General features: G+C 70.6%; 24 protein-coding genes and 1 riboswitch. Of the genes, 8 read left to right on the top strand and 16 right to left on the bottom strand.

Annotated features, from left to right (window positions below):
• The first annotated feature begins 35 nt into the window (after positions 1-35).
• The 3 genes from LG391_RS25040 to LG391_RS25030 all read left to right on the top strand — a co-directional run bounded on the left by LG391_RS25040 (position 36) and on the right by LG391_RS25030 (position 4192).
• Positions 36-1187, top strand: a complete 1152-nt coding sequence (locus tag LG391_RS25040) for an acyl-CoA dehydrogenase family protein (RefSeq protein WP_225770772.1) — start codon at positions 36-38, stop codon at positions 1185-1187.
• 151 nt (positions 1188-1338) lie between these two features.
• A complete protein-coding gene (locus LG391_RS25035) occupies positions 1339-3414 on the top strand; it encodes an acetate--CoA ligase family protein (RefSeq protein ID WP_225770771.1) in 2076 nt (691 codons plus the stop codon).
• A complete protein-coding gene (locus tag LG391_RS25030; RefSeq protein ID WP_225770770.1) occupies positions 3404-4192 on the top strand; it encodes a carnitinyl-CoA dehydratase in 789 nt (262 codons plus the stop codon). The genes LG391_RS25035 and LG391_RS25030 overlap by 11 nt, the downstream gene beginning before the upstream one ends.
• A 157-nt stretch (positions 4193-4349) precedes the next feature.
• On the opposite strand, the gene LG391_RS25025 is transcribed toward LG391_RS25030, so the two are convergent.
• From LG391_RS25025 to LG391_RS24990, 8 genes are all read right to left on the bottom strand, one after another.
• Positions 4350-5021, bottom strand: coding sequence for a glutathione S-transferase family protein (locus LG391_RS25025; protein WP_225770769.1), 672 nt, complete (start codon positions 5019-5021; stop codon positions 4350-4352).
• A gap of 149 nt (positions 5022-5170) precedes the next feature.
• On the bottom strand, positions 5171-5467 hold the full coding sequence (rpmB, locus tag LG391_RS25020; protein WP_034836850.1) for a 50S ribosomal protein L28: 297 nt from the start codon (positions 5465-5467) through the stop codon (positions 5171-5173).
• 116 nt (positions 5468-5583) lie between these two features.
• Positions 5584-6789, bottom strand: a complete 1206-nt coding sequence (locus LG391_RS25015) for a hypothetical protein (protein ID WP_225770768.1) — start codon at positions 6787-6789, stop codon at positions 5584-5586.
• Between the two features lie 72 nt (positions 6790-6861).
• On the bottom strand, positions 6862-8382 hold the full coding sequence (locus tag LG391_RS25010) for an alpha-N-arabinofuranosidase (protein WP_225770767.1): 1521 nt from the start codon (positions 8380-8382) through the stop codon (positions 6862-6864).
• 65 nt (positions 8383-8447) lie between these two features.
• Positions 8448-9761 carry an extracellular solute-binding protein gene (locus tag LG391_RS25005; RefSeq protein WP_225770766.1) on the bottom strand — a complete coding sequence of 438 codons (1314 nt, stop codon included), beginning with the start codon at positions 9759-9761 and terminating at the stop codon, positions 8448-8450.
• Positions 9762-9801: 40 nt separating this feature from the next.
• On the bottom strand, positions 9802-10665 hold the full coding sequence (locus tag LG391_RS25000; protein WP_225770765.1) for a carbohydrate ABC transporter permease: 864 nt from the start codon (positions 10663-10665) through the stop codon (positions 9802-9804).
• Positions 10662-11585, bottom strand: a complete 924-nt coding sequence (locus tag LG391_RS24995) for a carbohydrate ABC transporter permease (RefSeq protein WP_225770764.1) — start codon at positions 11583-11585, stop codon at positions 10662-10664. The genes LG391_RS25000 and LG391_RS24995 overlap by 4 nt, the downstream gene beginning before the upstream one ends.
• 10 nt (positions 11586-11595) lie before the next feature.
• The gene (locus LG391_RS24990) at positions 11596-12690 is read right to left on the bottom strand and encodes an ABC transporter ATP-binding protein (protein WP_225770763.1); all 1095 of its coding nucleotides are present in this window, start codon (positions 12688-12690) and stop codon (positions 11596-11598) included.
• A gap of 116 nt (positions 12691-12806) precedes the next feature.
• Here LG391_RS24990 and LG391_RS24985 point away from each other — a divergent pair, with 116 nt between their 5' ends.
• The gene (locus LG391_RS24985) at positions 12807-13541 is read left to right on the top strand and encodes a FadR/GntR family transcriptional regulator (RefSeq protein WP_225770762.1); all 735 of its coding nucleotides are present in this window, start codon (positions 12807-12809) and stop codon (positions 13539-13541) included.
• Positions 13542-13716: 175 nt separating this feature from the next.
• On the opposite strand, the gene LG391_RS24980 is transcribed toward LG391_RS24985, so the two are convergent.
• The 7 genes from LG391_RS24980 to LG391_RS24950 form a co-directional block, all read right to left on the bottom strand.
• Entirely contained in the window at positions 13717-14082 is a 366-nt protein-coding gene (locus LG391_RS24980) for a hypothetical protein (protein ID WP_225770761.1), read from the bottom strand.
• Positions 14083-14106: 24 nt separating this feature from the next.
• Positions 14107-14646, bottom strand: a complete 540-nt coding sequence (locus LG391_RS24975; protein ID WP_225770760.1) for an SRPBCC family protein — start codon at positions 14644-14646, stop codon at positions 14107-14109.
• Positions 14643-14981, bottom strand: a complete 339-nt coding sequence (locus tag LG391_RS24970) for a helix-turn-helix transcriptional regulator (RefSeq protein ID WP_225770759.1) — start codon at positions 14979-14981, stop codon at positions 14643-14645. The genes LG391_RS24975 and LG391_RS24970 overlap by 4 nt, the downstream gene beginning before the upstream one ends.
• Before the next feature lie 76 nt (positions 14982-15057).
• A complete protein-coding gene (locus LG391_RS24965; RefSeq protein WP_225770758.1) occupies positions 15058-16803 on the bottom strand; it encodes an ABC transporter ATP-binding protein/permease in 1746 nt (581 codons plus the stop codon).
• A 111-nt stretch (positions 16804-16914) separates the two neighbouring features.
• A complete protein-coding gene (locus LG391_RS24960; RefSeq protein ID WP_225770757.1) occupies positions 16915-18186 on the bottom strand; it encodes a pseudouridine synthase in 1272 nt (423 codons plus the stop codon).
• Positions 18183-18323 (bottom strand): hypothetical protein, encoded by a 141-nt coding sequence (locus LG391_RS24955; RefSeq protein WP_225770756.1) that lies wholly within the window; start codon positions 18321-18323, stop codon positions 18183-18185. Before LG391_RS24955 ends, LG391_RS24960 begins: the two co-directional genes overlap by 4 nt.
• Before the next feature lie 13 nt (positions 18324-18336).
• Positions 18337-18816 carry a Tat pathway signal sequence domain protein gene (locus LG391_RS24950; RefSeq protein ID WP_225770755.1) on the bottom strand — a complete coding sequence of 160 codons (480 nt, stop codon included), beginning with the start codon at positions 18814-18816 and terminating at the stop codon, positions 18337-18339.
• Positions 18817-19034: 218 nt separating this feature from the next.
• Between LG391_RS24950 and LG391_RS24945 the strand changes: the two genes are divergently transcribed.
• The 4 genes from LG391_RS24945 (at position 19035) to metA (ending at position 24458) form a co-directional block, all read left to right on the top strand.
• On the top strand, positions 19035-20666 hold the full coding sequence (locus LG391_RS24945) for a cell wall hydrolase (protein ID WP_225770754.1): 1632 nt from the start codon (positions 19035-19037) through the stop codon (positions 20664-20666).
• A gap of 137 nt (positions 20667-20803) precedes the next feature.
• The gene (locus tag LG391_RS24940) at positions 20804-22096 is read left to right on the top strand and encodes an MFS transporter (protein WP_225770753.1); all 1293 of its coding nucleotides are present in this window, start codon (positions 20804-20806) and stop codon (positions 22094-22096) included.
• An 11-nt stretch (positions 22097-22107) separates the two neighbouring features.
• A complete protein-coding gene (locus LG391_RS24935; protein ID WP_225770752.1) occupies positions 22108-23157 on the top strand; it encodes a TAXI family TRAP transporter solute-binding subunit in 1050 nt (349 codons plus the stop codon).
• 229 nt (positions 23158-23386) lie between these two features.
• Positions 23387-23493: riboswitch (SAM-I-IV-variant riboswitch) on the top strand.
• 44 nt (positions 23494-23537) lie between these two features.
• Positions 23538-24458, top strand: coding sequence for a homoserine O-succinyltransferase (metA, locus tag LG391_RS24930; RefSeq protein ID WP_225770751.1), 921 nt, complete (start codon positions 23538-23540; stop codon positions 24456-24458).
• 157 nt (positions 24459-24615) lie between these two features.
• On the opposite strand, the gene LG391_RS24925 is transcribed toward metA, so the two are convergent.
• Positions 24616-25251 carry a glutathione S-transferase family protein gene (locus LG391_RS24925; RefSeq protein ID WP_225770750.1) on the bottom strand — a complete coding sequence of 212 codons (636 nt, stop codon included), beginning with the start codon at positions 25249-25251 and terminating at the stop codon, positions 24616-24618.
• Positions 25252-25321 lie beyond the last annotated feature (70 nt).

The following is a 25321-nucleotide window of genomic DNA, read 5'->3' as shown; positions in this document are numbered from 1 at the left end:
CGCAATAGCCTTTCGGGAAAGTCAGGGAGGCGGCGATGGATTTCGGGCTCAGCCACGAGCAGCAGCTGGTGGTCGATACGGTGCGGAGCTTCGTCGAGCACGAACTGCAGCCGCTGGAGCGGGAGGTCGAGCGCACCGGTCACGTGGCGCCGGAGGTCGGACGCGAGATCCAGCGCAAGGTGCGTGAGCTCGGCTTCTATGCCCCCAACATTCCGGAGGCGTTCGGCGGCGGCGGCCTCGACCACCTGACCTTCACGCTGCTGGAGCGAGAGCTCGGCCGCGCCTCGATGGCGCTGACGGTGTTCTGGGGCCGGCCCTCCAACATCCTCTGCGCCGGCACGCCGGAGCAGCGCGAGCGGTACCTGCTGCCCTGCGTCCGCGGCGAGGCGATCGACGCGCTGGCGATGACCGAGCCCGACGCCGGCTCCGACCTGCGGGGCATGAGCTGCAGCGCCCGGCGCGACGGCGGCGACTGGGTGATCAACGGCACCAAGCACTTCATCAGCCATGCCGATGTCGCCGATTTCGTCATCCTGTTCGTCGCCACGGGCGAGGACGGGGCCGGGCGCAACCGCATCTCCTGCCTGCTGGTCGACCGCGGCACGAAGGGCTTCGAGATCCGGCCCGGCTACAACTCGGTGTCGCATCGCGGCTACCACAACGCCACGCTGACCTTCGACGACTGCCGGGTGCCGGCGGACCAGATGCTGGGCGAGGAGGGGCGGGGCTTCGACCTAGCCAACACCTGGCTGCACGCCACCCGCCTGACCGTGGCGGCGATGTGCGTCGGCCGCGCCCGCCGGGCCTTCGACTTGGCCCTGTCCTACGCCGCGCAGCGCAAGCAGTTCGGCCAGCCGATCGGCCGGTTCCAGGGCACCGGCTTCAAGCTGGCCGACATGATCACCGAGATCGACGCGGCGGACTGGCTGGCCCTGGCCGCCGCCTGGCAGCTCGACCAGGGCCAGGACGCCAACCGCGTGGTCAGCCAGGCCAAGCTCTACGCCTCGGAGATGCTGGGCCGGGTGACCGACGCGGCGCTGCAGATCCATGGCGGCATGGGGCTGATGGACGACCTGCCGATCGAGCGCTTCTGGCGCGACGCGCGGGTGGAGCGGATCTGGGACGGCACCAGCGAGATCCAGCGCCACATCATCGCCCGGGATCTGCTCCGGCCGCGGGGGGCATGAGGATGGTCCGGACTTCTCAGGCTGTCGGAGTGTTCAACTCCAACCCAACCAAGTCCCCCCTCTCCTCGCGGGAGGGGGGTAGGGAGGGGGCTGGAGTTTGCGATGAGTGGAAGTGTGAGCGCCATGGGGCTGCTGGTCCGGACGCGCAGGCATGACCCAGCCCCGACGCTTCGACCTGTCCCGCCTTCTCCGCCCGCGCTCGATCGCCGTGGTCGGCGGCAAGCCTGCCGCCGAGGTGATCCGGCAGTGCCGGCGCATGGGCTTCGCCGGCGAGATCTGGCCGGTGCATCCGCAGCACGACACGGTCGAGGGCCTGCGCGCCTTCCGCAACGTCGCCGAGTTGCCGGAGACACCCGACGCCGTCTTCCTCGGCATCAACCGCCATGCCGCTGTCGAGGTCACCGCCGCCCTGGCCGCGCGCGGCGCCGGCGGGGCGGTGTGCTACGCCTCCGGCTTCGCCGAGACGGGCGGGGAGGGCGCCGACCTCCAGGCCCGGCTCATCGAGGCCGCGGGAGCCATGCCGGTGCTGGGCCCCAACTGCTACGGCGTGATCAACTATCTCGACGGCGCACTGCTGTGGCCCGACCAGCATGGCGGGCAGCGGGTGGAGCGCGGCGTGGCGCTGGTCACCCAGTCCAGCAACATCGCCATCAACCTGACCATGCAGCGCCGCGGCCTGCCGATCGCCTATGTCGCGACGCTGGGCAACCAGGCGGTGGCCGGGCTGGCCGAGATGGTCGAGGCCTTCCTCGACGATCCGCGCGTCACCGCCATCGGCCTGCATATCGAGGGCCTGGCCGAGCCCGCCGCCCTGGCCCGGGCGGCGGCGCGGGCGCGGCGGCAGGGGGTGCCGATCCTGGCGCTGAAGACCGGCCGGTCGGCGGAGGGGGCGCGGCTGACGCTCAGCCACACTGCCTCGCTGGCCGGGGCGGATGCGGTGACGGGCGCCTTCCTGCGCCGCATCGGCGTGGTCTGCGTCGCCTCGCTGCCGGTGCTGCTGGAGGCGCTGAAGCTGCTGCATGTCGCCGGGCCGCTTCCCGGCCGCGACATCGCCTCGATGAGCTGCTCGGGCGGGGAGGCGGCGCTGATCGCCGACGCCGCCCTCGGCACCGGGCTGCGCTTCCGGCCGTTGGACCGGGAGCAGACGGCGCGGGTGGCGGCGACGGTGTCGGCGCTGGTCACGGTGTCGAACCCCTTCGACTACCACACCTTCATCTGGGCCAACGCCCCGGCCATGACCGAGACCTTCTCGGCGATGATGGCGGCCGATTTCGACCTGACCCTGCTGGTGCTGGACCTGCCGCGCGGCGACCGCTGCAGTGACGCCGACTGGGTGCCGTCGCTGGAGGCGCTGGTGGCGGCGTCGCAGCGTACCGGCCGCAAGGCGGCGCTGATCGCCTCCCTGCCCGAGGGCCTGCCGGAGGCGCAGGCGCAGCGCCTGGTCTCCGCCGGCGTCGCGCCGCTGCTCGGCATCGACGACGCCTTGGCCGCCATCGCCGCGGCGGCGGAGGCGGGCGACATTCTCCGCCTGGCCGATATGCCGTTGCCGATGGAGCCGGTGCCGCTGGCGCCGGGCCCGGCCTGCACCCTGTCGGAATGGGACGGCAAGTGCCGCCTCGGCGCGCAGGGCGTGCCGGTGCCGGAGGGACGGCTTGTGCGGACGGCGGAGGAGGCGGTGGCGGCCGCAGAGGCGATCGGCTTCCCGGTCGTGCTCAAGGCCACCGGCGCCGATCTCGCGCACAAGACCGAGCTCGGCGCCCTGCGCCTGAACCTGGCCGATGCCGCTGCGGTGCGCGACGCCGCCGCGGCCCTGGAAGGCCTGGGCGAGGCGCTGCTGGTCGAGCGCATGGTCGGCGGCGCGGTGGCGGAGCTGATCGTCGGCATCGGCCGCGACCCGCTGCTCGGGCTGCATCTCGTGCTCGGCTCCGGCGGCACGCTGGTCGAGCTGGTCGGCGACCGGCGGATCCTGCTGCTGCCGGCCGGGCGGGCGGAGGTCGCGGCGGCGATCCGGTCACTGAGAGTGGCGACGCTGCTCGACGGCCATCGCGGCCGGCCGCCGGGCGATCTCGACGCCGCGGTCGACGCCGTTCTGGCGGTCCAGGATTTCGCCCTGGCCGAGGCCGGCCGCTTGGCCGAGCTCGACGTCAACCCGCTGATCGTGACGCGGCGGGGCGCCGTGGCCGCCGATGTCCTGCTGCGACTGGTGGAGGACCCCGATGACCGATGACCCGCTGCGCGTCACCCGCGACGGCGCCGTGCTCGAGGTGATGCTGAACCGGCCGAAGGCGAATGCGATCGACGCCGCCACCAGCCGCCGCATGGGCGAGGTTTTCGCCGGCTTCCGCGACGACCCGACCCTTCGCGTCGCCATCGTCACCGGCGGCGGCGACCGTTTCTTCTCCGCCGGCTGGGACCTGAAGGCGGTGGCGGCGGACGGCATCCGGCCGGACGAGGATTACGGCATCGGCGGCTTCGGCGGGCTGCAGGAGCTGCCGAATCTCAACAAGCCGGTGATCGCGGCGGTCAACGGCATGGCGGTCGGCGGCGGCTTCGAGCTGGCGCTGTCCTGCGACCTGATCCTGGCGGCCGACCACGCCCAGTTCTCTCTGCCCGAGATCAATGCCGGCACCCTGGCCGACGCGGCGACGATCAAGCTGCCGCGCCGCATCCCGTATCACGTGGCGATGGACCTGCTCTACACCGGCCGCTGGATGGAGGCGGCGGAGGCGGCGCGCTGGGGCCTCGTGAACCAGGTTGTGCCGGCGGCCGAACTGATGGACCGCGCCCGCGCCCTGGCCCGCCACCTGGCCGACGGCCCGCCTCTGGTCTTCGCCGCGATCAAGGAGGTGGCGCGGGAGAGCGAGGCGATGCCCGTCCAGGCGGCGCTGGCCCGGGTGATGCGCCGCGGCTTCCCGACCGTGGCAACGCTTTATGACAGCGACGACCAGTTGGAAGGCGCCCGCGCCTTCGCCGAGAAGCGCAAGCCGGTGTGGCGGGGGCGGTAGGGAGACATCGGCGCGATTCTCCCTCACCCTCCCGTCGCCAACGCGACGGGCCCCTCCCTCTCCCCAAGGAGAGGGAAACAGAGCCGCGCCCCACTACACCTCTCCTTGGGGAGAGGTCGAAATCGCGCAGCGATTTCGGGTGAGGGGGTGAGCCGGCCTATCCGAAGAGAGCGGGCGACAGTTCCCGGTCGGCGTTGGCGACCTCGGCCCGGACCTTGGAGAAGGCCGGGCGGGCGGAGAGGCGCTCGTACCAGCCGGCCAAAGCCGGGAACCCGTCCAGCCGCGGCCCGTGCAGCCGCAGGGCGAACAGCACGGTCATGAATAGGGCGATGTCGGCGACGGTCAGCGCGTCGAACAGGAAGTCGCGGCCGGCCAGCCGCGCGTCCAGCCGGCGCCAATGGCCGCGCAGCGCCGCCTCGGCTTGGCGGGCGCCGGCCTCCTGCGCCTCGCGCCGCGCCGGGTCTGGCGGCTCGCTGCGATGCATCAGCGGCCGGACGTCCGGCATCACGATTTCGTCGGCTTCGAGCTCGGCCAAGCGGCAGCGGGCGCGGCCGGCGGCGTCGCGCGGGTACAGCGGAGGCTTGGGATACGCGTCCTCGAGATAGTCGAGGATCACGGTCGAATCGAATAGGGTCAGATCGCCATCGATCAGCACCGGCACCTGGCCCTTGGGGTTGGCGGCCAGCACCGCCGGGTGCTTCGGCCGGTAGCCCTCGGCCTGGGTGAAGGGCACCATGATCCGCTCATGGGCCAGGCCCTTCTCGGCCAGGGCGATCTCGACCTTGCGCGAGAACAGGCTCAGCGGCCCGGAATAGAGCGTGATCCCCATGACGTCTCCTCATTCGGAATCGAGAGGGAACGTTAAGGGAACGGAGGTCCGTCGGCAACGCCTGACGGCGGCAACGAAAAAGCCCGCGACCGTGGGCGGGCTTTCTCCGGTTCCTTTGCGCGGCCGGGGACGGCCGCTGCGCGGGTCGATCAGGCGGCCTGGGCGGCAGCCTGGGCCTTGATGATGCGGTGCTTCAGGCCGCGCAGCTCGGCATCCAGGGCCGAGTCCGGGGCGCTGGCGAGGTAGCCGTCGAGGCCGCCGCGATGCTCGATGGTGCGGATGCCGTTGGTGGTCAGGCGCAGGCGCACCGACACGCCGAGAACCTCCGAGACCAGCGAAGTGGTCTGCAGGTTCGGCAGGAACCGCCGGCGGGTCCTGTTCTTGGCGTGGCTGACATTGTTGCCGCTCATCACGCCCTTGCCGGTCACCTGGCAGCGTCGCGCCATGGGTCTATCCTCGAAGCACGGTCAAAAAGAATTGCCCGGCATCGCTGCCGGGACGAGGGCGTTCGTATAAGGGGCCGGACGCCCGGCGTCAAGCCGAGAGTCGCGCGGCCTGGATTCTACCGTGCCGCCGCCGGGGCCGTCGGATCCTTCTGCAGGCAGGCCTCGTCCCGCAGCACCTCTCGGTCGATCCGGCCGCCGTCATAGACCGGGATCTCCGGGCACCAGCGCCTCCCCTCCGGCATGTCGACCGCGGCCCAGCGCGTCCGCGCCGTGCGCAGCAAAGGGCTGCCCTGCGCCTCCGGCCCGTAGACGTCGATCCGGATGCGGTCGATGAAGGCGCCGGGGGAGACGTCGCAGTCGCTGCCTTCCAGATCCAGCGACAGCCGCCCATCCGCTTCGACCGGCGCCGGCGCGTAATCGATCCGGCCGTGTCCGTAGCCCGGCATGACGTAGCAATAGACGATCTCGCCCTTCAGCCGCACCGGCATGAAATAGCTCTCGCCGCTATCGACCTTCTCCAGCCCGGCGCCCTTCCACTGATAGACATCGATGCCATGGTCGCAGCAGCCGGCCCGCCAAGTGCTGACGATGCGCTTCTCCTCCGGGATGAACTCGGGCGAGGTGATTTCCTGCAGCGCCGCCGGGGCGTCGGCCATGCGCCCCGTCACCGGATCGTAGATCCAGTATTGCTGGGGGATGTTCGGCGCGGCCGGCAGGAACAGCGCGATGACGAGGTCGGGCCAGCCGTCGAAGTTCACGTCCACCACCTCGGGCAGGAACATGCCGCAGGTGCCCTGGGAGTCGGTTCCCAACTCCTGCGTGGCGCCGTCCGGACCGCGCAGAAGGATCGCGGTGATCGCCGGGACGTCGTTGCAGCTCTCGGGGGCGCCCGGCGCGCCGGTGGCGCGGACGCGGATGTCGAAGGGGAAGTCATGCGCCGCGCCGGCGGTGCCCAGCACCACCGGCAGTGCCTTGCCGCCCTTCGGCCCGCGCCATTCGCCGGACAGCGGCCCCATGCCGCTGCGCAGCACCCACCGGCCGGTGACCGGGGCATCGGGGGCGGCGCGTTCCTCCAGCCGCATCTCCCCGTTCTCGACGATGCCGGCGAGGCTGATCCGCCCCGCCTTGCAGTCGCCGTAGCAATAGCTGCCGGACAGCGTGTCGGCCTCGCGCGACAACGAGAGGGCGATCCTGTGCGGACCGATGGTGCCCTCCAGGTCGCGGGTCCAGGCCGGAAACTCCTGGGCGCCATCCTGGGCCGATACCGGCTTTGCCGCCAGGCCGAGCAGCAGCAGGAAGGTGAACAGAAGGGGGAAGCGCATGAAGACCGCCTCGGGCTGAAGATGCCGGCACGATACCGCGCCGGTATCTTCAGCGCCGAATCCGGTCGAAATTCAGGCGCGCGGCGCCGCCTGGGTCACGATCACGTTCCAGCTGGCCGGCTTCAGCTTCGCCCGCAGCCGCTCGCCGTCGACCGAGACGTCCGGGTTCGCCGCCGGCGCCACGGTGTTCGGCGCCTCCTTGGTGTTCACCGCCTTCAGGTTGGCGTGGTGGATCTCGGTCGCCGCTACCAGCCGGCGGTCGGCGCCCAGCCCGCGCAGCGCCACGTCCAGGTCCATCGGGTCGGACAGGCTGCGGTTCAGCGCGAAGACCGTGGTGGTGCCGTCGGCCGGGTTGTCGACCACGGTGGCGTAGAGATACGGGATCTCCGGCCAGGACTGGGCGGCGTAGCCCGGCGATTCGACCTTGGCCTGCAGCACCCGGCCATGGCCGTGCCGGGCGGCCAGGGCGAAGGGATGGAAGATGGTCTGCCGCCAGGCGGCGCCGCCGGTCTCGGTCATGATCGGGCCGATGACGTTGACCAGCTGGGCGATGCAGGCGGTCTTCACCCGGTCGGCGTTGTTCATCAGCGCGATCAGCGCGCCGCCGACGATCAGCGCATCCTCGGCGTTGTAGATCTCCTCGATCAGATGCGGCGCCTCGGGCCAGCCCGGCTTGCGCATGTGCTCGATCTTGTGGGTCTTGTACCAGACGTTCCACTCGTCGAAGGACAGCATGATCTTCTTGCGCGACCGGCGCTTGGCCCCCACGGCGTCGCAGATCGCCGCCACCTCCTTGATGAAGGCATCCATCAGCTCGATCACGCCGAAATACTCCGGCGCCGAGTCGGCGTTGTTGTTGAAGTAGGTGTGCAGCGAGATGAAGTCGACCTGGTCGTAGCAGTGGTCCAGCACCTCGTATTCCCAGGCGCCGTAGGTCGCCATGTTGCGGTGGGACGAGCCGCAGGCGGCGAGCTGGATGGTCGGGTCGACCCAGCGCATAACCTTGGCCGTCTCCAGCGCAGCGCGGCCGTATTCCGCGGCGGTCTTGGCGCCGATCTGCCAGGGCCCGTCCATCTCGTTGCCCAGGCACCAGAACTTGACGTCGTGCGGCGCGTCATAGCCGTGCGACCGGCGCAGCTCCGACAGCGCCGAGCCGCCGGCATGGTTGCAGTATTCCAGGAAGCGGCGCGCCTCGTCCGGCCCGCGGGTGCCGAGATTGACGCCCAGCATCGGCTCGACCCCGGCGGCGCGGGCCCAGTCCATGAACTCGTTGGTGCCGAAGCGGTTGGTCTCGGTCGAGAACCAGGCCAGGTCGCGGCGCACCGGCCGCTGCTCCACCGGTCCGACCCCGTCCTCCCAGTTGTAGCCGGAGAGGAAGTTGCCGCCGGGATAGCGGATGATGGTCGGCCCCAGCTCGCGCGTCAGCTCCAGCACGTCGCCGCGGAAGCCGCGGGCATCGGCGGTCGGGTGGCCGGGCTCGTAGATGCCGCCATAGACGCAGCGGCCCATATGCTCGACGAAGGCGCCGAAGACGCGGCGGTCGAGGTCGGAGAGGACGAAGTCGCGGTCGACGGTCAGCCTTGCGGAGATCATGGGTCGGTGGTCTCGATGGGAAGGTGGAAGGTGCGGCCGCGCCGGGCGGCGCGGCCGGGAAAGGGTCAGCGGGCGTTGGCCAGCAGCTCGTTGACGCGGCTCTCGGCGTCGGCCAGGGCCTGGTCGACGGTCTTCTGGTTCTGCGCCGCGGCGTTGACCTCCTCGGTCAGGATCTCCTGCAGCCCGAACTGGCGCTTCACCGCCTGGGGCAGGGCAGTGCCGTCCTTGGTCAGGCTGACGATGTCCTTGCGGTGCGGCAGGTCGAGGAAGCCTTGGGCATTCGCCACCGACTGGCGCACCGGCAGGTGGCCGGTCCGGGCCCATTCGAAGTCGTTGTCCCACAGGAACTTCAGCAGCTTGACCGCAGCCTTGCGCTTGGCGTCGTCGAGGCCGGCCTTGGGGATCACCCAGCTGTGGCCGTCGGCCCAGACCTTGGCGTTGCCGTACAGCTGCGGGAAGGGCACGACGGTGTAGCCGTTGCTCAGCGCGCCGCCGGGCTTGGCCGCCTCCTCGTTGTAGCTGTCGATCAGCCAGGTGCCCATGATGTAGACGCCGCCGTCGCCCTGGGCGAAGCCGGCCGTCGACGCCGCGTAGTCCTGGTCCTTGGTGGTGTCGCCGTTCTGGTAGATGGTGCGGAACAGCTCGACCGCGTTGCGCGCCTCGGGCGTCTGCAGCTTGATCTGGGTCGGGTCGGCGAAGAAGTCCGAGTTCTGCTGGTACAGCAGGGTGTAGAGCGTGCGGGCGTAGTTCGCCTGCTCGTTCACCGTCGCCTGCACGAAATAGGGCTTGCCGGTCTTCTCCTTGAACTGCTTGGCCTGGGCCAGCAGATCCTCCGGCGATTTCGGCAGGATCGGCTTGCCGTCGTCGCCGACGAGGCCGGCCTGTTTGAACAGGTTCAGGTTGATGTGCCACAGCCAGGTGTGGGTGTCGAAGGGCAGGGCGTAGATCTTGCCGTCCTTGGTCACCCCGGTCTTCGCCGCCTCGGTGAAGTCGGCGGCGTCGATGCCGGCGGCCTTGAAGTCCTCGTCCAGCGGCTCCAGCAGGTCGCGCGAGGCATAGTCGCTGATCACCGATTCATGCATCACCGAGATGGTCGGCGGGTCGTCGGAGCGCAGCCGGGCGGTCAGCTGGTCGTAGCCGGGCCATTCGACGATATCGACCTTGACGTGGACGTCCGGGCTCTCGGCGTTGAACTTGTTGATCAGTGCCGTGATGATGCCGCACTCGCCGTGCGCCTTCGAGACGTCGGTGACATCGGCGTAGTCGGCCTCGCAGGCGCCGAAGAAGCGCGACAGCGAGATCTCGGTCTTGTCCTGTGCCCAGGCGGGACCCGCGGCCAGGACCAGCCCCGCCAGGGCCAAAGCAAAGCGGCTTCTCATGGCTCTCCCTCCTTGGTTCCGGCCGTTTCTGCCGCGCGTCTCAGCGGACGGCGGCGCCGGCGACGGCCGTGACGATGTATTTCTGGAAGAACAGGTAGACGATCAGCACGGGCAGCCCGGCGAAGACCGACTGCGCCATCAGGTAGCCCAGCCCCTCGGACTGGGCGAAGTTGGTCTGGGTCGAGGCCAGGCCGACGGTCAGGGTGAACATCTCCGGCTTGGTCGCCGAGATCAGCGGCCACAGGTAGTCGTTCCAGGAGCTGAGGAAGGTGAAAATCCCCAGCGTCGCCTGGGCCGGCACGGTCAGCGGCAGCAGCACACGCCAGAAGGTCTTGAAGCGCGAGGCGTTGTCCAGCAGCGCCGCCTCGTCCAGCTCGCGCGGGATCGCCTTGAAGTACTGCGTCATCAGGAAGACGCCGAACGGCGCCGACAGATGCGGCAGGATCAGCCCGAGATAGGAGTTGTGGATCTTCAGGTCGTTGAACATCTGGAAGCGGGCGATGATCACCGCCTGCTCCGGCACCGCCAGGCCGATCAGCACCAGCGCGAAGACCAGGCCGCGGCCGGGGAACTGGGCGCGGGCGAAGCCGTAGCCGGCCAGCGACGCCAGGATCAGCACGCCCACGGTCTGGCCCAGCGACACGATCACGCTGTTCAGCACCCAGCGGAACACGCCGGAATTGGCGAGGATGTCGGTGTAGTTCTTCAGCGTATAGGGCGCCCGGAACAGCGTGCCGGTGTCGACCATCAGCTCGCTGTTGGGCTTGAACGACAGCCCGGTGATCCAGGCCACCGGCACCACCCAGATCACCGCGAGCAGGATGACGGCCCACAGGATCAGCCGGTCGCCCAGGCTGCGGCCGACCATGCCCTGCCGGGCGGGCGCTGTGGTGATGGCGGTCATCCCTCGGCCCTCCGGCGGGTCAGCAGGTATTGCGCCATGGCGGCGATCAGCATCAGCCCGAACAGCACCTCGGACGCAGCGGCGGCATAGCCCAGGTCCCAGTTGCGGAAGCCCTGCTCGTAGATGAACTGCACGATCGGGCGCGAGGCGTTGTTCGGCCCGCCGCGGGTCAGCAGGTAGGACTGCCCGAACAGCTGGAACTGGTAGACGATCTCGATCACGGCCACGAGCACCACGGTCCGACGGATCGATGGCAGGGTGATGTGCCGGAACGACCGCCAGCGGCCGGCGCTGTCCAGCGCCGCGGCCTCGTACAGCTCGCGCGGGATCTGCTGCAGCGCCGCCAGGAACAGCATCATCGGCAGGCCGATGCCCCACCACACCGTGGCCACGGCGATGCCGGGCAGGGCCAGGGACGGGTCGCTCAGGATCGGGATCGGCGCCTGCCCGAACGCGCCCAGGACATTGGTCAAGAGGCCGCGGTCCGGCAGGTACATCATCTTCCAGACGATGGTGACGATGGTGACCGACAGCACCGATGTGGCGAAGAAGGTGGCGCGCAGCGCCGCGGCCATGCGGGTCGGCCGGTTCAGCGCCAGGGCCAGGACCAGGCCGACCACGACGAAGGCCGGCACGGTCATCAGCACGAACAGCGCCGTGTTCCAGACCGCGCCGAGGAAGATCCTGTCGGCGAACAGCCGCTTGTAGTTGGCCAGGCCGGCATAGCGGCCGGTGCCGTCGAACATGTCGAATTTCTGCAGGCTGATCCAGATGCCGTCGAACAGCGGCCAGACCAGCAGCAGCAGGTAGACGACCAGGAAGGGCAGGACGAAGCCGATGTTGCGCCAGTCCGGCCCGGTCCGGGCGCCGCCCAGGCGGCGGGTCCGTTCGACGGTGCGGCCGGCGGCGGTGGCGGTCACCATCCCCTCCTCACGCCCCGACCGACGTGACAGCGTGGCGGCCGACGCCGTCGGCGCCGAACAGGTGGACGGCGGCGGGGTCGATGCGCAGGCCGACCCGGTCCTCGACCGCGACGCCGCTCAGCCCCGCATCCTCGGCGATCAGGGTCGACCCGTCCTGCAGCCGGACATGCAGATGGGTGCGGTCGCCCAGCCGCTCGACCACCTCGACCGTGCCCTGCATGTGGCCCTGGCCGTCGATCCGCACCGCCTCGGCCCTGAGGCCCAGCGTGATCGGCTGGTGCGCCGGCAGCCCGTCGGCCGGCACCGGGGTGCGCAGCTCGGTCCCGTCCGGCAGGCGCAGCACGGCGCCGCCCTGCTCCCCGATTACGGTGGCGTCCAGGAAGGTCATCGCCGGCACGCCGACGAAGCGGGCGACGAACTTGGTGGCCGGCCGGGTATAGATCTCCATCGGCGTGCCCACCTGCTCGATCCGGCCTTCGTTCATCACCACGATCCGGTCGGCCAGCGTCATCGCCTCGACCTGGTCATGGGTGACGAAGATCATGGTCGCGCGCAGCCGTCGGTGCAGCCGCGCCAGCTCGACCCGGGTGCGCACGCGCAGTGCCGCGTCCAGGTTCGACAGCGGCTCGTCGAACAGGAAGGCCCGCGGCTCCTTGACGATGGCGCGGCCGATGGCCACGCGCTGGCGCTGGCCGCCGGACAGCTGGCCCGGCTTCCTTTGCAGCAGCTCCTCGATCTCCAGCGTCCGCGCCGCGGCCTGGACGCGCTGCTCGATCTCCGGCTGCTTCAGGCCGATGTTGCGCAGCCCGAACGCCATGTTCTCGAAGATCGTCATGTGGGGGTACAGGGCGTAGTGCTGGAACACCATCGCCACCCGCCGGGCACCCGGCGGCAGGGTGTCGACCCGGGTGCCGGCGATGCGGATCTCGCCGCTGTCGAGGCTCTCCAGCCCCGCGATCATGCGCAGCAGGGTGGACTTGCCGCAGCCGGACGGTCCCAGGAAGACCATGAACTCGCCCGAAGAGACCGACAGCGACAGGCCGTCGAACACCGTGACCGGCCCGAAGCGCTTGCTGACATCCCGGATCTCGATGTCGGCCACCCCATTTCCTCCCCAATGGTATTATCATATGATTCGATCATCGGTGGGATCGACGGGTTTTGTCAACCGGGCCTTCCCGGCCTATCGATAAAAGCCGGAAGGGTGGAGACGGTCTGATGCTGGAACGGGAGATGGTCCTGGTCGGGACGATGAGCGCCCAGGTCTCGAACAGCCTGGGGATGCGCATCGTGTCCGGCGAGTTCCGGCCGAACGAGTCGCTGCCGATCGAGAGCGAGCTGTGCCAGACCTACGGCGTCAGCCGGACCACGCTGCGCGAGGCGATCAAGAGCCTGGCCGGCAAGCGGCTGATCGAGGTGTCGCCCAAGACCGGGACGCGGGTGCTGCCCTTCGGCGAATGGAACCTTTTGGACCGCGACGTGCTGGCCTGGCGGCTGCAGGCGCAGTTCGACGCCAAGATCGTCGAGGACATCTTCGAGATGCGGATGTGCTTCGAGCCGCGGGCGTCCCACCTCGCGGCGCGCGACGGCACGGCCGACGACCATGCCGCGATAGAGCGCCATTTCCGCCAGCTGGCCCGCGCCTATGAGGAGAACCAGCCGGTCAAGGTGTCGTCCGAGGCGGCGCTGGAGTTCCACCTGGCGATCATCACGGCGTCGCACAACGGGCTGTTCGTGACCATCGGCGCGGCGGTGAAGTCGGCGCTCAGGGTGTCGTCGGAGATGCTGCAGCGCCACGCCGCCCGGCCGAGCGAGGACGTGGCGCTGCACGACGCGGTGCGCACCGCGATCATCGGGCGGGAGCCGGAGGCGGCGGCGGCGGCGATGGTGCGGCTGCTGGAGGCGTCGCATGCCAGGCTGCTGCCGCTGACGACGGAGCCGAAGGGGGCGTAACCGCACGTCCGATCGACAGCCCCCTACCCCCTCCCGCGAGGGGAGGGGGAGAGTGAAAGGCTAGGGCTGGGCGTGATGAATACGGGGAGAGGCTCTGCGTCGGGCATTAAAGCTCCGGCCCTTCCAATGATCCTCCCCCTCCCTCTGCGGTAGGGGGAGGGGGGCTCACCGCTGTTCAATACTGGCTGCGCTTGCCCGAGACGATGTGGATGATCCCGGCGGGGTCGGAAATCCAGAAGCCGTCGAAGCCGTCGGGCAGGCGCTCGATCTCGTCGCGGCGGGCCACGCCGGCGGCGGCGAAATGCTCCGCCGCCGTCGGCACGTCGTCGGCCACGATCTCCAGCCACAGCTCGGCCTGGCTCAGGGCGTCGACCCGGTCGATCCACAGCTGGTTGGCGCCGAATTCGAAGCCGATCGCCGGCGGGTGGTTGTCCAGCGGCCTGAGGCCGATCACGTCGCGGTAGAAGCGAACGGTGGCGTCGTATTGGTGCGGCGGCACCTTCAGCGCGATGTTGCGGCCGCCGGCGAAGGTCGCGGTCATGGTCGTCTCCTCCGATCGGGATCGTCAGCTCGCCGAGGCGATGCGCCTCTCGTACTCGGCTTCCAGCGGCGTGTGGGTGATGAAGAAGGGCTGCGGCACGCGGCCGTGCAGCCGGTCGACCAGGATGCCGAGATGGGTGTGCCAGCCGCCGGCGGCGCTCGCCATCTTCGCCGCCCCGAGGCGGCGGTGGGTCAGCACCAGCAGGACATCGTCGCCCTGCGGCGTCAGCTCGAAGGTCACCTCCGACTCCTCGCCAGGCGACCCGGGCCAGCTGTGGCTCAGGAGCCGTGGCGGCTCCCAGCGCGTCACCCGGGCGGTGGAGCTGGCGCCCTTCTCCAGCGACTTGTATTTGGCCGGAATTTCGTCCGGCAGCGGCGACAGCTCGGCGTGCAGGAAATGCAGCTCGACCTGGCCGCCGGCACGGGGCTCGACGGCGCCTCTGGCCAGCCAAGTGCCGCGCTTGTCGGACTCGGTCAGATAGGCCCAGACCCGCTCGATCGGGCCCGGCAGCAGCCGCTCGAACCGGACCGCGCCGGGGCCGATGATGGTGCCGTAGTCGCTCATGATGTCTCTCCCGTGTCGGTGGGGTCGGTCTCGGTCGGGACCGCGCGCAGCTGCCGCTCCAGCTCGTCCAGCCGGCCGGCCCAGAAGCGGCGGATCCGACGCAGCCACTCCTCCAACGCATCGAACCCCTGGGGGTCGAGCGTGTAGATGCGCCGCTGCGCCTCGGGCCGGACCCTGATCAGCCCGGCCTCCCGCAGCACCTTGAGGTGCTGGGAGACGGCCGGCCCGCTCATCGCGAATTCCCCGGCGATCTCGCCGGCGCCGCGCTCTCCCGCCGCCAGCATCTCGACGATGCGGAGCCGGGTGGGGTCGGCAAGGGCGGCGAAGGCGTTCATGGGGCCTTTATGAAGATAGTACTTAAATAAGTCAATTCTTAAGTTGTGCCGTCATTGCGAGCGGTGGGAGGGTCTCTCAGGCCGCCGCGGCGGCCGGCGCCTCGACGAGGCGTCCTGGTGCCGCGCCGTCCTTCTCGATCCGCCAGCGGCGGTTGTGGAAGACGGCGACCTTGGGGTCGTGCGAGATGGTCAGCCAGGTGGTGCCGGGCAGCCGCTCGCACAGCAGCGCGAACATCCGCTGCTCGGTGGCCTCGTCCAGCGCGCTGGTCGCCTCGTCCAGGAACAGCCAGTCCGGCCGGCCCAGGACCGCCCGGGCCACCGCCAGGCGCTGCTGCTCGCCCGGCGACAGGCGGCGGGCCCAGGACTCCTCCTGCTCCAGCGCCGGCACCAGATGGCCGAGATCGACCGCGCGCAGCGCCTCGGCGGCGGCCGCGGCGGAGACCTCCTCCGGCCTGGCCGGATAGGCGACGGCGGCATGCAGCGTGCCCAGCGGCAGGTAGGGCCGCTGCGGCAGGAACAGCACCTTGGCGTCCCGGGGAATGCGGATCTGCGCCCGGCCGAAGGGCCAGATCCCGGCCAGGGCACGGAACAGCGTCGACTTGCCGGCGCCGGACGGGCCGGTCAGCAGCAGCCGGTCGCCGGGGCGGACGGAGAGGTCCTGGCCCTCGATCAGCGCCCGGCCATCGGGCAGGGCGAGGTGGACCGAGTTGATCGCAAGGTCGCGGCGCGGCTCGGCCGCCACCTGGATCTGCGTCGCCCGCGCCTGCGCCTGGGCGTCCTGGATGCTGCGGCGGAAGCCGGTCAGGCGGTCGACGGTCGCCTTCCATTCGGTCAGGTCGGTGTAGGCGCTGACGAACCAGGACAGGGAATCCTGGACGTTGCCGAAGGCCTGGACCGTCTGGATGAAGCCGCCGAGCTCGAAGGTCCTGGCGAAATACTGCGGCGCGGCGAGGATGCCGGGGAAGACGGCCGAGGCCTGGCTGTAGCCGAAGGTCAGGAAGCCCAGCAGCTTCTGCCGCCGCATCAGCGCGTAGTAGTTCTCCACGACGCCTCCGAACAGCCGCAGCAGGCCCTGTCGTTCCCCGGCCTCGCCGCCGTACAGGGCGACGGCCTCGGTGTTCTCACGGAACCGGACCAGGCCGAAGCGGAAATCCGCCTCGCGCTTCTGCTGCTGGAAGTTCAGCCCGATCAGCGGCCGGCCGACCCAATGGGTCAGGAGGGTACCGATCACGGCATAGGCGATGGCGGCCCAGACCATGAAGTGCGGGATCACGATCTCCATCCCGAACAGCGGGATGGAGAGCGTTCCGGACAGGCCCCACAGGATCGCCATGAAGGAGAACAGGTTGACGAAGTTGCCGAGGAACCCGATGCCCAGGGTCAGCGTGCTGCTGACGAAGAGCTGGATGTCGCTGGACACGCGCTGGTCGGGGTTGTCCGTCGGGCTGCCGGCGAGCTGCTGCCGGTAATACGCCTTGTCCTGCAGCCACTCGCCGATCAAGTGGTCGGTCATCCAGCGGCGCCAGCGGATCTGCAGCCCCTGGTTCAGATAGGCGTTGTAGACGTTGACCAAGACCCAGACGGCCGCCAGCCCGGCGAAGACCAGGATCTCATGCCAGAAGGCCGGGGCGTCGTAGTTCTGCAGCGCCGTGTACCAGCGGTTCCGCCAGTAGCTGAACTGGACGCTGAGGAAGACGGTGCCGAAGGTCAGGGTCAGAACCGCGGCCAGCAGCCCGATCGCCGGCCACTTCTCCTTCGACCGCCAGAACGGCATCAGGAGGGCGAAGAAATCCTTCCAGAACCGGCGTGTGCTTGGCTTCATCGGGTGCGTCCGCCGCCCGGCGGATCCTCGGCTGCGACTGCAACCGTGATATCCCCCGCGGGCGGACCGCACCCGTGAATTTCACGTAAGTTTCCGGTAATCCAGGCGTTATCAGCGCAGGCCGGACAGGATTTCGCTCCGCTCCACCGTGCTCCAGGTGCCGGGCGCCAGATCGCCGAGCGCCAGCCCGCCGAGGGCGATGCGGACCAGCCGCAGCGTCGGATGGCCGACCGCCGCCGTCATCCGCCGCACCTGGCGGTTGCGGCCCTCGGTCAGGGTCAGGCGCAGCCAAGCGGTCGGGATCGACCTGCGGGTCCGGATCGGCGGGTCGCGTGGCGGCAGGTCCGGCTCCTCCGCCAGCCGCTCCACCCCGCAGGGGCGGGTCGGGCCGTCGGTCAGGGCGATGCCGCCGGCCAGGACGGCCAGCGCCTCCTCCGCCGGGTCGCCCTCGACCTGCGCCAGATAGGTCCGCGGATGGCCTTGCTTCGGGTCTAGCAGGCGCTTGATCAGCGGCCCGTCATCGGTCAGCAGCAGCAGCCCCTCGCTGTCGGCGTCCAGCCGCCCGGCGGCGTAGATCCCGGGCGGCAGGCCGAACTCGTTCAGGCCGCGCCAGCGCCCCTCCGGCGTGAACTGGCTCAGAACGCCATAGGGCTTGTGGAAGACGACGTAGCGGCACTGGTCCGGCTCCGGCGTCGGGCGCTTGCGCCGCTCCTCGCGCCAGCGCTCGCCCGGCTTGGCTGCCGGGGCGTCGCCCGCGACCCGGCGCGACGAGGTCAGCGGCCGACGGGGCCGGGTGCGGGCCGCGGGCGCCTCGGCCGGCTCAACACGCTCCTCCGGCACTGGGCCGCGTGGGCGGCCGCGGCGGCGAGGGGCAGCTTCTTCCACCGGCTCCTCGCCGTCCCACAGCCATTCCGGCATGGCGGCGCGCGCAGCCTCCTGCGGCGTGGTTGCCTTGGACCGCGGTCCGCGCGTCTTGCCCGGCGGGGGGCGCCGACCCGGCGCTGCCGGACCGGTCCGCGTCGCGCGGCGCGGAGCCCTCTCATCGTCGGCCTTGCCGGCGGCGATGCGGCCCGGCCGCTTGCCGTCGCGGGGCGGCCGGCGCTTCGCCGCCGGCTCCGACTCATCCTGCCGGGCGCCGCGGCCGCCGGAACCACGAGAGACGCGGCGGGGCGCGCGTTCGGCCTCCTCGCGCTCGACCGGGGCGCCACGAGGCGGTTTGCCCGGGCGCCGCTCGCCGCGCGCCGGCCGGTCGGCCTGGGCCTCGGCCCGGCCGGTGGGCTTGCGTCCGCGCGGCTGCCGCCGTTCGTCGCCGTCGCCGGTGGGCTTGCCGGGGCCGCCTGCGCGCCCGGCGCCGGATTTCGGGGGGCGAGGAGGCTTGCTCATGCCGTGGTCTGCCGGCGCAGGAAGGCGGCCATGCTGCGGCGCGCCTCGGCCGGGGACAGGCGCTCGGTCGGCGGCGCATCGCCGGTGGCGGCGGCGATGCGCTCCAGCATCCGGGCGATCTGCGGGTCCAGTGCCATGATCTGGCCTTCTTTACTTGATGAAACCGATCGCCGCCCGGCTGGTGGGAACCAATAGATCGATGCAGCGTTCGACCGCTGCGTCACCCGCCTTGCAAGTCAACACATCGTTCAGCAGCACACGGCCGAAATTCCCGCAATCATGACCGGCGATCTCGAACACCTTGACCATGGTCTTGCCCGCGCTCAGCGGGGCCATGTCCACGGCCAGCTGGTCGACGATGATGCCCTTCGGGTCGAAGACCACGAGGTCGAGCTGCAGATTGCTGTAGCTCCGGTTGGTGCCGTTGTGCATGACCATGAACGCCCGGCAGCCGTTGTTGCCGGGCTCGAGCTTGTTCAGCTCGATGTCGATCCCCTCCTTCGGCGCCGACTCGGCGGCGGGCTTGTCCTGCGCCAGGGCCGGAAAGGTGGCAATCGCGATAAAAAAAGCGAAAAAACGTGCCGGGCGAACCCAGGCGAAACGGCGGATCTCAGCGGTTTTGCGGGACATATGGCCTTCCGTACGTCTGGACTCGCAGGGCGCGCCATGATACCCGCGCCCCCCGTGACCGCAATGAAATGCACTTGGGCGGTCGGTGTTCCCCGGTTTGCCGACACCATTCCGGGCCCCGACCGTCGGCGCAGAACGTTGCCCCGTCTCCCGGCGACGCCGGGCGGATTGCGCCCGGACGGGCTCCGCCCCGCGCGCCGACAAGGGGGGAGGCGGGCATGACGTCGAAGGGCCTCCTTCTTCTGTCGATCGCTCTGGTCGGGGCTGCGGCCCTCGGCGGCGCGATCGCGATCGATTCTGCGCGCCCGCCTTCGCCGCCCGTCGTCGCCGTCGATCTCGCCGGGATCGCGGTCGAGCCCGCGCATGTCGTCGACCCGGCGGACGCGGCCCGGCCGCAGCCGGTCATCGCCACGACGCGGCGCCTGGCCGAGATGTCTCCGGCCCCTGCCGCCGCGACGCCCGGCAATCCGCTGCAGATCCTGTTCGGCACCGCCTTCGCCGCGGTGCCGCGCATCACGGCGCCGCCGCAGCCCCCGCTCGACCCCTGGGCCGGCGCGCTGCAGGAGGTGACGCGTTCGGCTCCGGTGCCGCAGGAGGGCGAGCCGGTGCTGGTGCCGGTCGGACTGCCGGGCCCCGGGGCCGAGGCCGCGCGGCTCGACCCGCCGGCCCGCCTGGCCGACCCGCTGCCGCCGCCCGCCGGGTTGCCGGTGGCCACGCCGCCGGCGCAGGAAACCACCGAGCCGCCATTGGCCGCGGCCGAAGGCGTGGCGGACACGGCGCCGGTGGAACCCGTCGTCGCTCCGGCGGCCCGGTCCGGCGCCGCGACCCTGATCGACGTCGCACCGAACGAGGCGAAGCCCGTGGTCGTCGCCTCGCTGGGGCCGACCGACGGCCTCCTGGCCGAGACCGCGGCCGCGTCGCCGTTGTCGATCGCGCCGGTGGCCGCGGTGGCGCCCGCGACCGCCGACGCCGTCCCGCCCCAGCCGGCGCTGGCCACCCCATCCGGATCGGGACAGGCGGTGGTCGCGGCCGACGCCGTGGCTATCGTGCAACCCGCCGCGCCCGGGGCGGCACCGGTCTGGGCGCGGCCGCGCTCCTCGCTGCTGCGGGTCGACCGGCCCGAGCCGGAGGAGATCGAGCGGCTGGACACGGCATTGGCCCGCGCCGTGTCGCTGATCGAGCCTGCGGGCGCGCCCTGGCTGCGCGACGCCGAGGCCGATGGCAGCGGCCGCCGCCTGACCGGCTGCGGCCCGGGCGACCTGGCCTGCACCATCTTCGTCTCCGGCCGCGGCAGTGCGCTCGACCAGCCCTCGCCCTTGCTGCGGCAGCTGGGGACGGCGCCGATGAGCATCGGCGGCGTGCCCCTGCCGGCCGAGCCGGCGCAGGCGGAGCGCGCGCTGCGCTGCCTCGCCTTCACCGCCTACACCGAGGCGGGAAACCAGGGCACGCGCGGCATGGCGGCGGTGGGCTGGGTGGTGATGAACCGCATCGCCGTGGCCAACGACTTCGGCGATTCACCCTGCGAGGTCCTGGCAGACCCCGGCCAGTTCGAGCCGCTGTCGCGCCCGCGCTTCCGCGCCTTCGCCAAGGCGGTGCGGAGCGGCGCGATGCCGCAGTTCCCGCAGCCGCTCAGCGCCCAGGACGAGATCCTGCAGCGCACCGCGCGGCTCGTCGTCTGGCAGATGCTGGACGGCTATTTCGCCGACGACCCGACCGACGGCGCCCAGTATTTCCTGGCCCCCGCGGCGATGCGGGCGCTGGGCCGCGGCATGCCAGCCTGGACCAGCCGTTTCCGCCGCAGCGCCTCGATCGGCGATCACGTCTTCTACCGGCCGAAGCGGGGCGGCTGATCCAGCGCGGGAAGGGGTGGCCGGTCCGGCGTCCTGCACCACCTTATCTGCGGGCGGGGACCAGCGGGCCGCCTTGCCCTGAAATCGTCACGAATCTTCCCTGGTCCCGGCCCGTCGCCCGACCTAGAACGGACGTGATGGCCGCCACCGATTCCGCCTCTCCGCCGCCTTCCCTCGGCTCGGTCCTCCTGGCCGTGGCGCCGCTGCTGTTCAGCGCCGCCATCATGATCATGGGCAACGGCCTGTTCGGCACGCTGGTCGCGGTGCGGATGGATCTCGACGGCTTCGACGTCGGCACCATCGGCCTGGTGCTGGCCTTCTATTCCGGCGGCTTCGCCCTGGGCACGCTGATCTGCCCGCGGATCGTGCTGCTGGTCGGCCATATCCGAACCTTCGCCGCCTTCGCCGCGATCGCCTCCGCCGCCGCCCTGTTCCATGCGCTCTGGGTCGACCCGATCGTCTGGGCGGTGCTGCGCCTCGTCACCGGCATCAGCATGGCGGTGCTGTTCACGATCATCGAGAGCTGGCTGAACGCCCGTGCCTCGAACGCCGTGCGCGGCCGGGTGATGTCCTCCTACATGGCGGTGAACTACACCGCCTTCGGCCTGTCGCAGCCCTGGCTGACGGCGATGGACCCGGCCGGCTTCGCCCTATTCTCGGTGGTGGCGATGCTGGTGTCGCTGTCGCTGGTGCCGCTGTCGCTGACCCCGGTCGAGACGCCGCCGGTGATCAAGGTCAAGCGCTTCGGCCTGCGCGCCCTGATCGCGATCTCGCCGCTCGGCGTCGCCGGCTGCTTCTCCGTCGGGCTGATCAGCGCCGCCTTCTCCGGCATGGGGCCGGTCTACGCCCGCACCATCGATCCGTCGCCGGACTGGATCGCCGGCTTCATGATGACGGCGATCTTCGCCGGGTTCCTGCTGCAATACCCGGTCGGCCGGCTGTCCGACCGCTTCGACCGGCGCCAGGTGTTCCTCGGCATCACCGTCTCGCTGGCCCTGATCAGCGCGGCGTTGGCACTGTTCGGCGGGCTGTCGATGACGCTGCTGCTGGTGCTGCTCGCGGCCTTCGGCGGGCTGTCCTACACCATCTATCCGCTCAGCCTCAGCCACGCGAACGACTTCATGCGGCCGGAGCAGCTGGTGCCGGCCGCCGCCGGCCTGCTGCTGTGCTATGGCGTCGGCGCGGTGTTCGGGCCGATCGTGGCGTCGCGGGTGATGCAGCTGCTGGGCCCGTCCGGGCTGTTCGTCTGGACCGGCTCGGTCGCGGCGCTGCTGGCCCTGTTCACGATCTACCGCATGACCCGGCGCGCGGCGATGCCGAACGAGGAGCAGGGCAGCTTCGTCGCCGTGCCGACCACGACGCCGGTCGCGGCCGAGCTCGACCCGCGCGCGCCGGACGAGACGCCGCCGACCATGCGCGACGCCGCCTGAAGGGAACCGCCATGCTGACCCGCCGCCGCCTGCTGACCTCGGTGCTTCCCGCCGCCGGGATGGCCGCGGCGGGGCTCGGCGGGATGCGATCGGCGCGGGCGCAGGACCCGCTGTTCTTCCGGATCGGCACCGGCACCACCGGCGGCACCTACTTCCCGATCGGCGGCATCATCGCCGGCGCCATCTCCGGCCCCCCCGGCCTGCCCCCCTGCGGCAGCGCCGGCGGCAGCTGCGGGGTCTCCGGCCTGATCGCGGTGGCCCAGGCCAGCGCCGGGTCGATCGACAACATCCGGCGGATCCATGACGGCGAGTTCGATTCGGGCCTGGCCCAGGCTGACGTCGCCTTCGCCGCCTACACCGCCGAGGGGCCTTTCGCCGGCCAGCCGCCGGTGACCAGCCTGCGCGCCATCGCCCATCTCTTCTCCGAATTCGTCCATGTCGTGGTGCCGGCCGACAGCCCGGTGCAGTCGGTGGCGGATCTCAAGGGCAAGCGCGTCTCGGTCGGCGCCGAAGGCTCCGGCACGATCTACGACATCCGCCTGATCCTGGCCGCCTACGGCCTGAAGCAGACGGATGTGACCGAGATCTACGAGCGGCCGGAGCCGTCCGCGGACCTGCTGGCCGAAGGTGGGCTCGACGCCATGGTGATGACCGGCGGCCCGCCGCTCGGCGTGATCGCCGACTTGGCGCGGCGGCGGCCGATCCGGCTGCTGCCGGTCACAGGGCCGGAGGCGGAGGCCCTGATCGCCAAGGTGCCGTTCTTCACCCAGGAGCCGATCCCCGCAGGCCTGTATGACGGCGTCGCGGCGGAGGTGCCGGGCCTGTCGGTCGGGGCGATCTGGCTGGTGGCGGAACGGATCGCCGAGGCCACGGTCTACGAGATCACCCGCGCGCTGTGGCAGAAATCGACGCTGGACCTGTTGGCGGCGGGCCACCCGCGCGGCAAGGAGATCGCGCTCGAAGGGGCCACGCGGGGCCTCGGCGTGCCGCTTCATCCCGGCGCCGCCCGCTACTATGCCGAGCATGCGGTGCTCAGCCTGCCCGCCCGGGCGACGCCCTAGAGACCATTCGGGAATGCTGCTGGTGCGGCCGTCTGACGGCGGTTTCTCCGCTTCCGGTGCTCACGGACTTCACGTCCGCTGCGCTCCGGTTCTCGAAACCCCCGCCAGCCGACTCACACCAGCGCATTCCCAAACGGTCTCTGAACGATGCCTCTCAGCTAAGCCCGGCGGACCGGATGTCGATCCACATTCATCCAGTTGAAATGTGCCGGCCGACCCCGTAGAACTTGACGCACATCAGGAGTTGGGCACTGCCCGACGCCAACCTGCTTCCCCGAGCAAGGTGGCGCTCCCGAAAGGGAGGATGTGGTCGAACCGACAACCAAGCGGGTCATTCCACAATCGGTCCTGCCCACGACGCGTGGAAACCGACCGAAGCTATGCCGATCAAGATTCCGAACGACCTGCCCGCCCGGTCCGTCCTCGAAGCGGAAGGGGTCATGGTGATGCTCGAGGCGCAGGCGGTGCGGCAGGACATCCGGCCGATGCGGATCGGCCTGCTGAACCTGATGCCGAACAAGGTCAAGACCGAGACCCAGTTCGCCCGGCTGCTTGGCGCCTCGCCGCTGCAGGTCGAGCTGACGCTGGTCAAGATGACCAACCACGTCCCGCGCAACACGCCCAGCGACCACATCCTGTCCTTCTACCGCGACTGGGAGGATGTCCGGACAGAGAAGTTCGACGGCTTCATCGTCACCGGCGCGCCGGTCGAGACGATGCCGTTCGAGCAGGTGACCTACTGGGACGAGCTGCGCCGGGTCTTCGACTGGACGCAGACCAACGTCCATGGCTGCTTCAACATCTGCTGGGGGGCCCAGGCGGCGGTGCACCATTTCCACGGCGTGCCCAAGCACGCGCTGCCCCAGAAGAAGTTCGGCGTGTACCGCCACCGCATCGTCGAGCCGGCCTCGCCTTATCTCCGCGGCTTCTCGGACGACTTCACCATTCCGGTGTCGCGCTGGACCGAGACGCGGCGCGAGGACATCCCGGCCGAGAGCGGCATGAAGGTGCTGATGGAGTCGGACGATGCCGGCCTGTGCCTGCTGGACGACCCGGGGCGCCGGTCGCTGCACATGTTCAACCATGTCGAATACGACACCGACACGCTCGGCGACGAATATTTCCGGGACGTCGCCGCCGGCAAGCCGATCGCCCTGCCGCACGACTACTTCCCGGGGAACGACCCCGCTCGCCGCCCGCAGAACCGGTGGCGCAGCCACGCCCATCTGTTGTTCGGCAACTGGATCAACCAGCTGTACCAGACCACGCCCTACGAGATCGACGACATCGGCCGGGGCTGAGGCAGGGCCGCCTGGCGGTTTGTCGGCGTTCGTCCCTCATCGTCATTGCGAGGAGGCGAAGCCGACGAAGCAATCCAGGGGGTGCGTGCACCAGCCTCTGGATTGCTTCGCTGCGCTCGCAATGACGGTTGAAGGCGATCGGGAAGGGGCGGCGCTCTCAGAACATCAGCACCCAGGGCTCGGCCATCCCCGCCTCGACCCAGCGCCGCATCGCCGGCAGGTCCAGGATCGCGTCGGCATAGGTCCGGCAGGCGGGGTCGAGCGGCACCCGATAGCGGTCGAATCGCACCACCACCGGCGCATACATGCAGTCGGCCGCGCCGAAGGCGCCGAACAGGAAGGGGCCCTCGGCGCCAGCCGCCGCGCGGCACTGCCGCCAGATCGCGGTGATGCGGGCGATGTCGGCCCCGGTGGCGTCGCTGCGGGCCTTGCCCGGATCGACCGGCGCCAGGTCCATCGGCAGCTCGTTGCGCAGGGCCGTGAAGCCGCTGTGCATCTCGGCCGAGACCGACCGCGCCAGCGCCCGCCGCGCCGGGTCGCGCGGCCACAGGGCGAGATCCGGGAAGCGCTCGGCCAGGTATTCGAGGATCGCCAGGCTGTCCCACACCGTGGTGCCGCCGTCGATCAGCGCCGGCACCTTGCCGCTCGGCGAATGGCGCAGGATCGCCTCCTTCGACCCGTCACGGTACAGCGGGATCAGGACCTCCTCGAAGGCGACGCCGTGATGCGCCAGGGCCAGCCAGGGCCGCAGCGACCAGGAGGAATAGCGCTTGTTGCCGATGACGAGGCGCATGGCGGGTCCGCTCCGGCTGAGGGGTTGGCAAGGCAAACGGGCTGGAGCATGGTGTGCCGCCCCGAGTTCC

Source organism: Inquilinus sp. Marseille-Q2685, from assembly GCF_916619195.1.
In the GTDB taxonomy this organism is placed as follows: domain Bacteria; phylum Pseudomonadota; class Alphaproteobacteria; order DSM-16000; family Inquilinaceae; genus Inquilinus.
The sequence above is the reverse complement of the archived record's forward strand: the minus strand, read 5'-3'. Positions and strand labels throughout refer to the sequence as shown.

Bases quoted from the DNA above. Each gene is read 5' to 3' on its own strand.
- LG391_RS25040 (WP_225770772.1), top strand. From the start codon at position 36: ATGGATTTCGGGCTCAGCCACGAGCAGCAGCTGGTGGTCGATACGGTG.
- LG391_RS25035 (WP_225770771.1), top strand. From the start codon at position 1,339: ATGACCCAGCCCCGACGCTTCGACCTGTCCCGCCTTCTCCGCCCGCGC.
- LG391_RS25030 (WP_225770770.1), top strand. From the start codon at position 3,404: ATGACCGATGACCCGCTGCGCGTCACCCGCGACGGCGCCGTGCTCGAG.
- LG391_RS25025 (WP_225770769.1), bottom strand. From the start codon at position 5,021: ATGGGGATCACGCTCTATTCCGGGCCGCTGAGCCTGTTCTCGCGCAAG.
- rpmB (WP_034836850.1), bottom strand. From the start codon at position 5,467: ATGGCGCGACGCTGCCAGGTGACCGGCAAGGGCGTGATGAGCGGCAAC.
- LG391_RS25015 (WP_225770768.1), bottom strand. From the start codon at position 6,789: ATGCGCTTCCCCCTTCTGTTCACCTTCCTGCTGCTGCTCGGCCTGGCG.
- LG391_RS25010 (WP_225770767.1), bottom strand. From the start codon at position 8,382: ATGATCTCCGCAAGGCTGACCGTCGACCGCGACTTCGTCCTCTCCGAC.
- LG391_RS25005 (WP_225770766.1), bottom strand. From the start codon at position 9,761: ATGAGAAGCCGCTTTGCTTTGGCCCTGGCGGGGCTGGTCCTGGCCGCG.
- LG391_RS25000 (WP_225770765.1), bottom strand. From the start codon at position 10,665: ATGACCGCCATCACCACAGCGCCCGCCCGGCAGGGCATGGTCGGCCGC.
- LG391_RS24985 (WP_225770762.1), top strand. From the start codon at position 12,807: ATGCTGGAACGGGAGATGGTCCTGGTCGGGACGATGAGCGCCCAGGTC.
- LG391_RS24980 (WP_225770761.1), bottom strand. From the start codon at position 14,082: ATGACCGCGACCTTCGCCGGCGGCCGCAACATCGCGCTGAAGGTGCCG.
- LG391_RS24975 (WP_225770760.1), bottom strand. From the start codon at position 14,646: ATGAGCGACTACGGCACCATCATCGGCCCCGGCGCGGTCCGGTTCGAG.
- LG391_RS24970 (WP_225770759.1), bottom strand. From the start codon at position 14,981: ATGAACGCCTTCGCCGCCCTTGCCGACCCCACCCGGCTCCGCATCGTC.
- LG391_RS24965 (WP_225770758.1), bottom strand. From the start codon at position 16,803: ATGAAGCCAAGCACACGCCGGTTCTGGAAGGATTTCTTCGCCCTCCTG.
- LG391_RS24960 (WP_225770757.1), bottom strand. From the start codon at position 18,186: ATGAGCAAGCCTCCTCGCCCCCCGAAATCCGGCGCCGGGCGCGCAGGC.
- LG391_RS24955 (WP_225770756.1), bottom strand. From the start codon at position 18,323: ATGGCACTGGACCCGCAGATCGCCCGGATGCTGGAGCGCATCGCCGCC.
- LG391_RS24950 (WP_225770755.1), bottom strand. From the start codon at position 18,816: ATGTCCCGCAAAACCGCTGAGATCCGCCGTTTCGCCTGGGTTCGCCCG.
- LG391_RS24945 (WP_225770754.1), top strand. From the start codon at position 19,035: ATGACGTCGAAGGGCCTCCTTCTTCTGTCGATCGCTCTGGTCGGGGCT.
- LG391_RS24940 (WP_225770753.1), top strand. From the start codon at position 20,804: ATGGCCGCCACCGATTCCGCCTCTCCGCCGCCTTCCCTCGGCTCGGTC.
- LG391_RS24935 (WP_225770752.1), top strand. From the start codon at position 22,108: ATGCTGACCCGCCGCCGCCTGCTGACCTCGGTGCTTCCCGCCGCCGGG.
- metA (WP_225770751.1), top strand. From the start codon at position 23,538: ATGCCGATCAAGATTCCGAACGACCTGCCCGCCCGGTCCGTCCTCGAA.
- LG391_RS24925 (WP_225770750.1), bottom strand. From the start codon at position 25,251: ATGCGCCTCGTCATCGGCAACAAGCGCTATTCCTCCTGGTCGCTGCGG.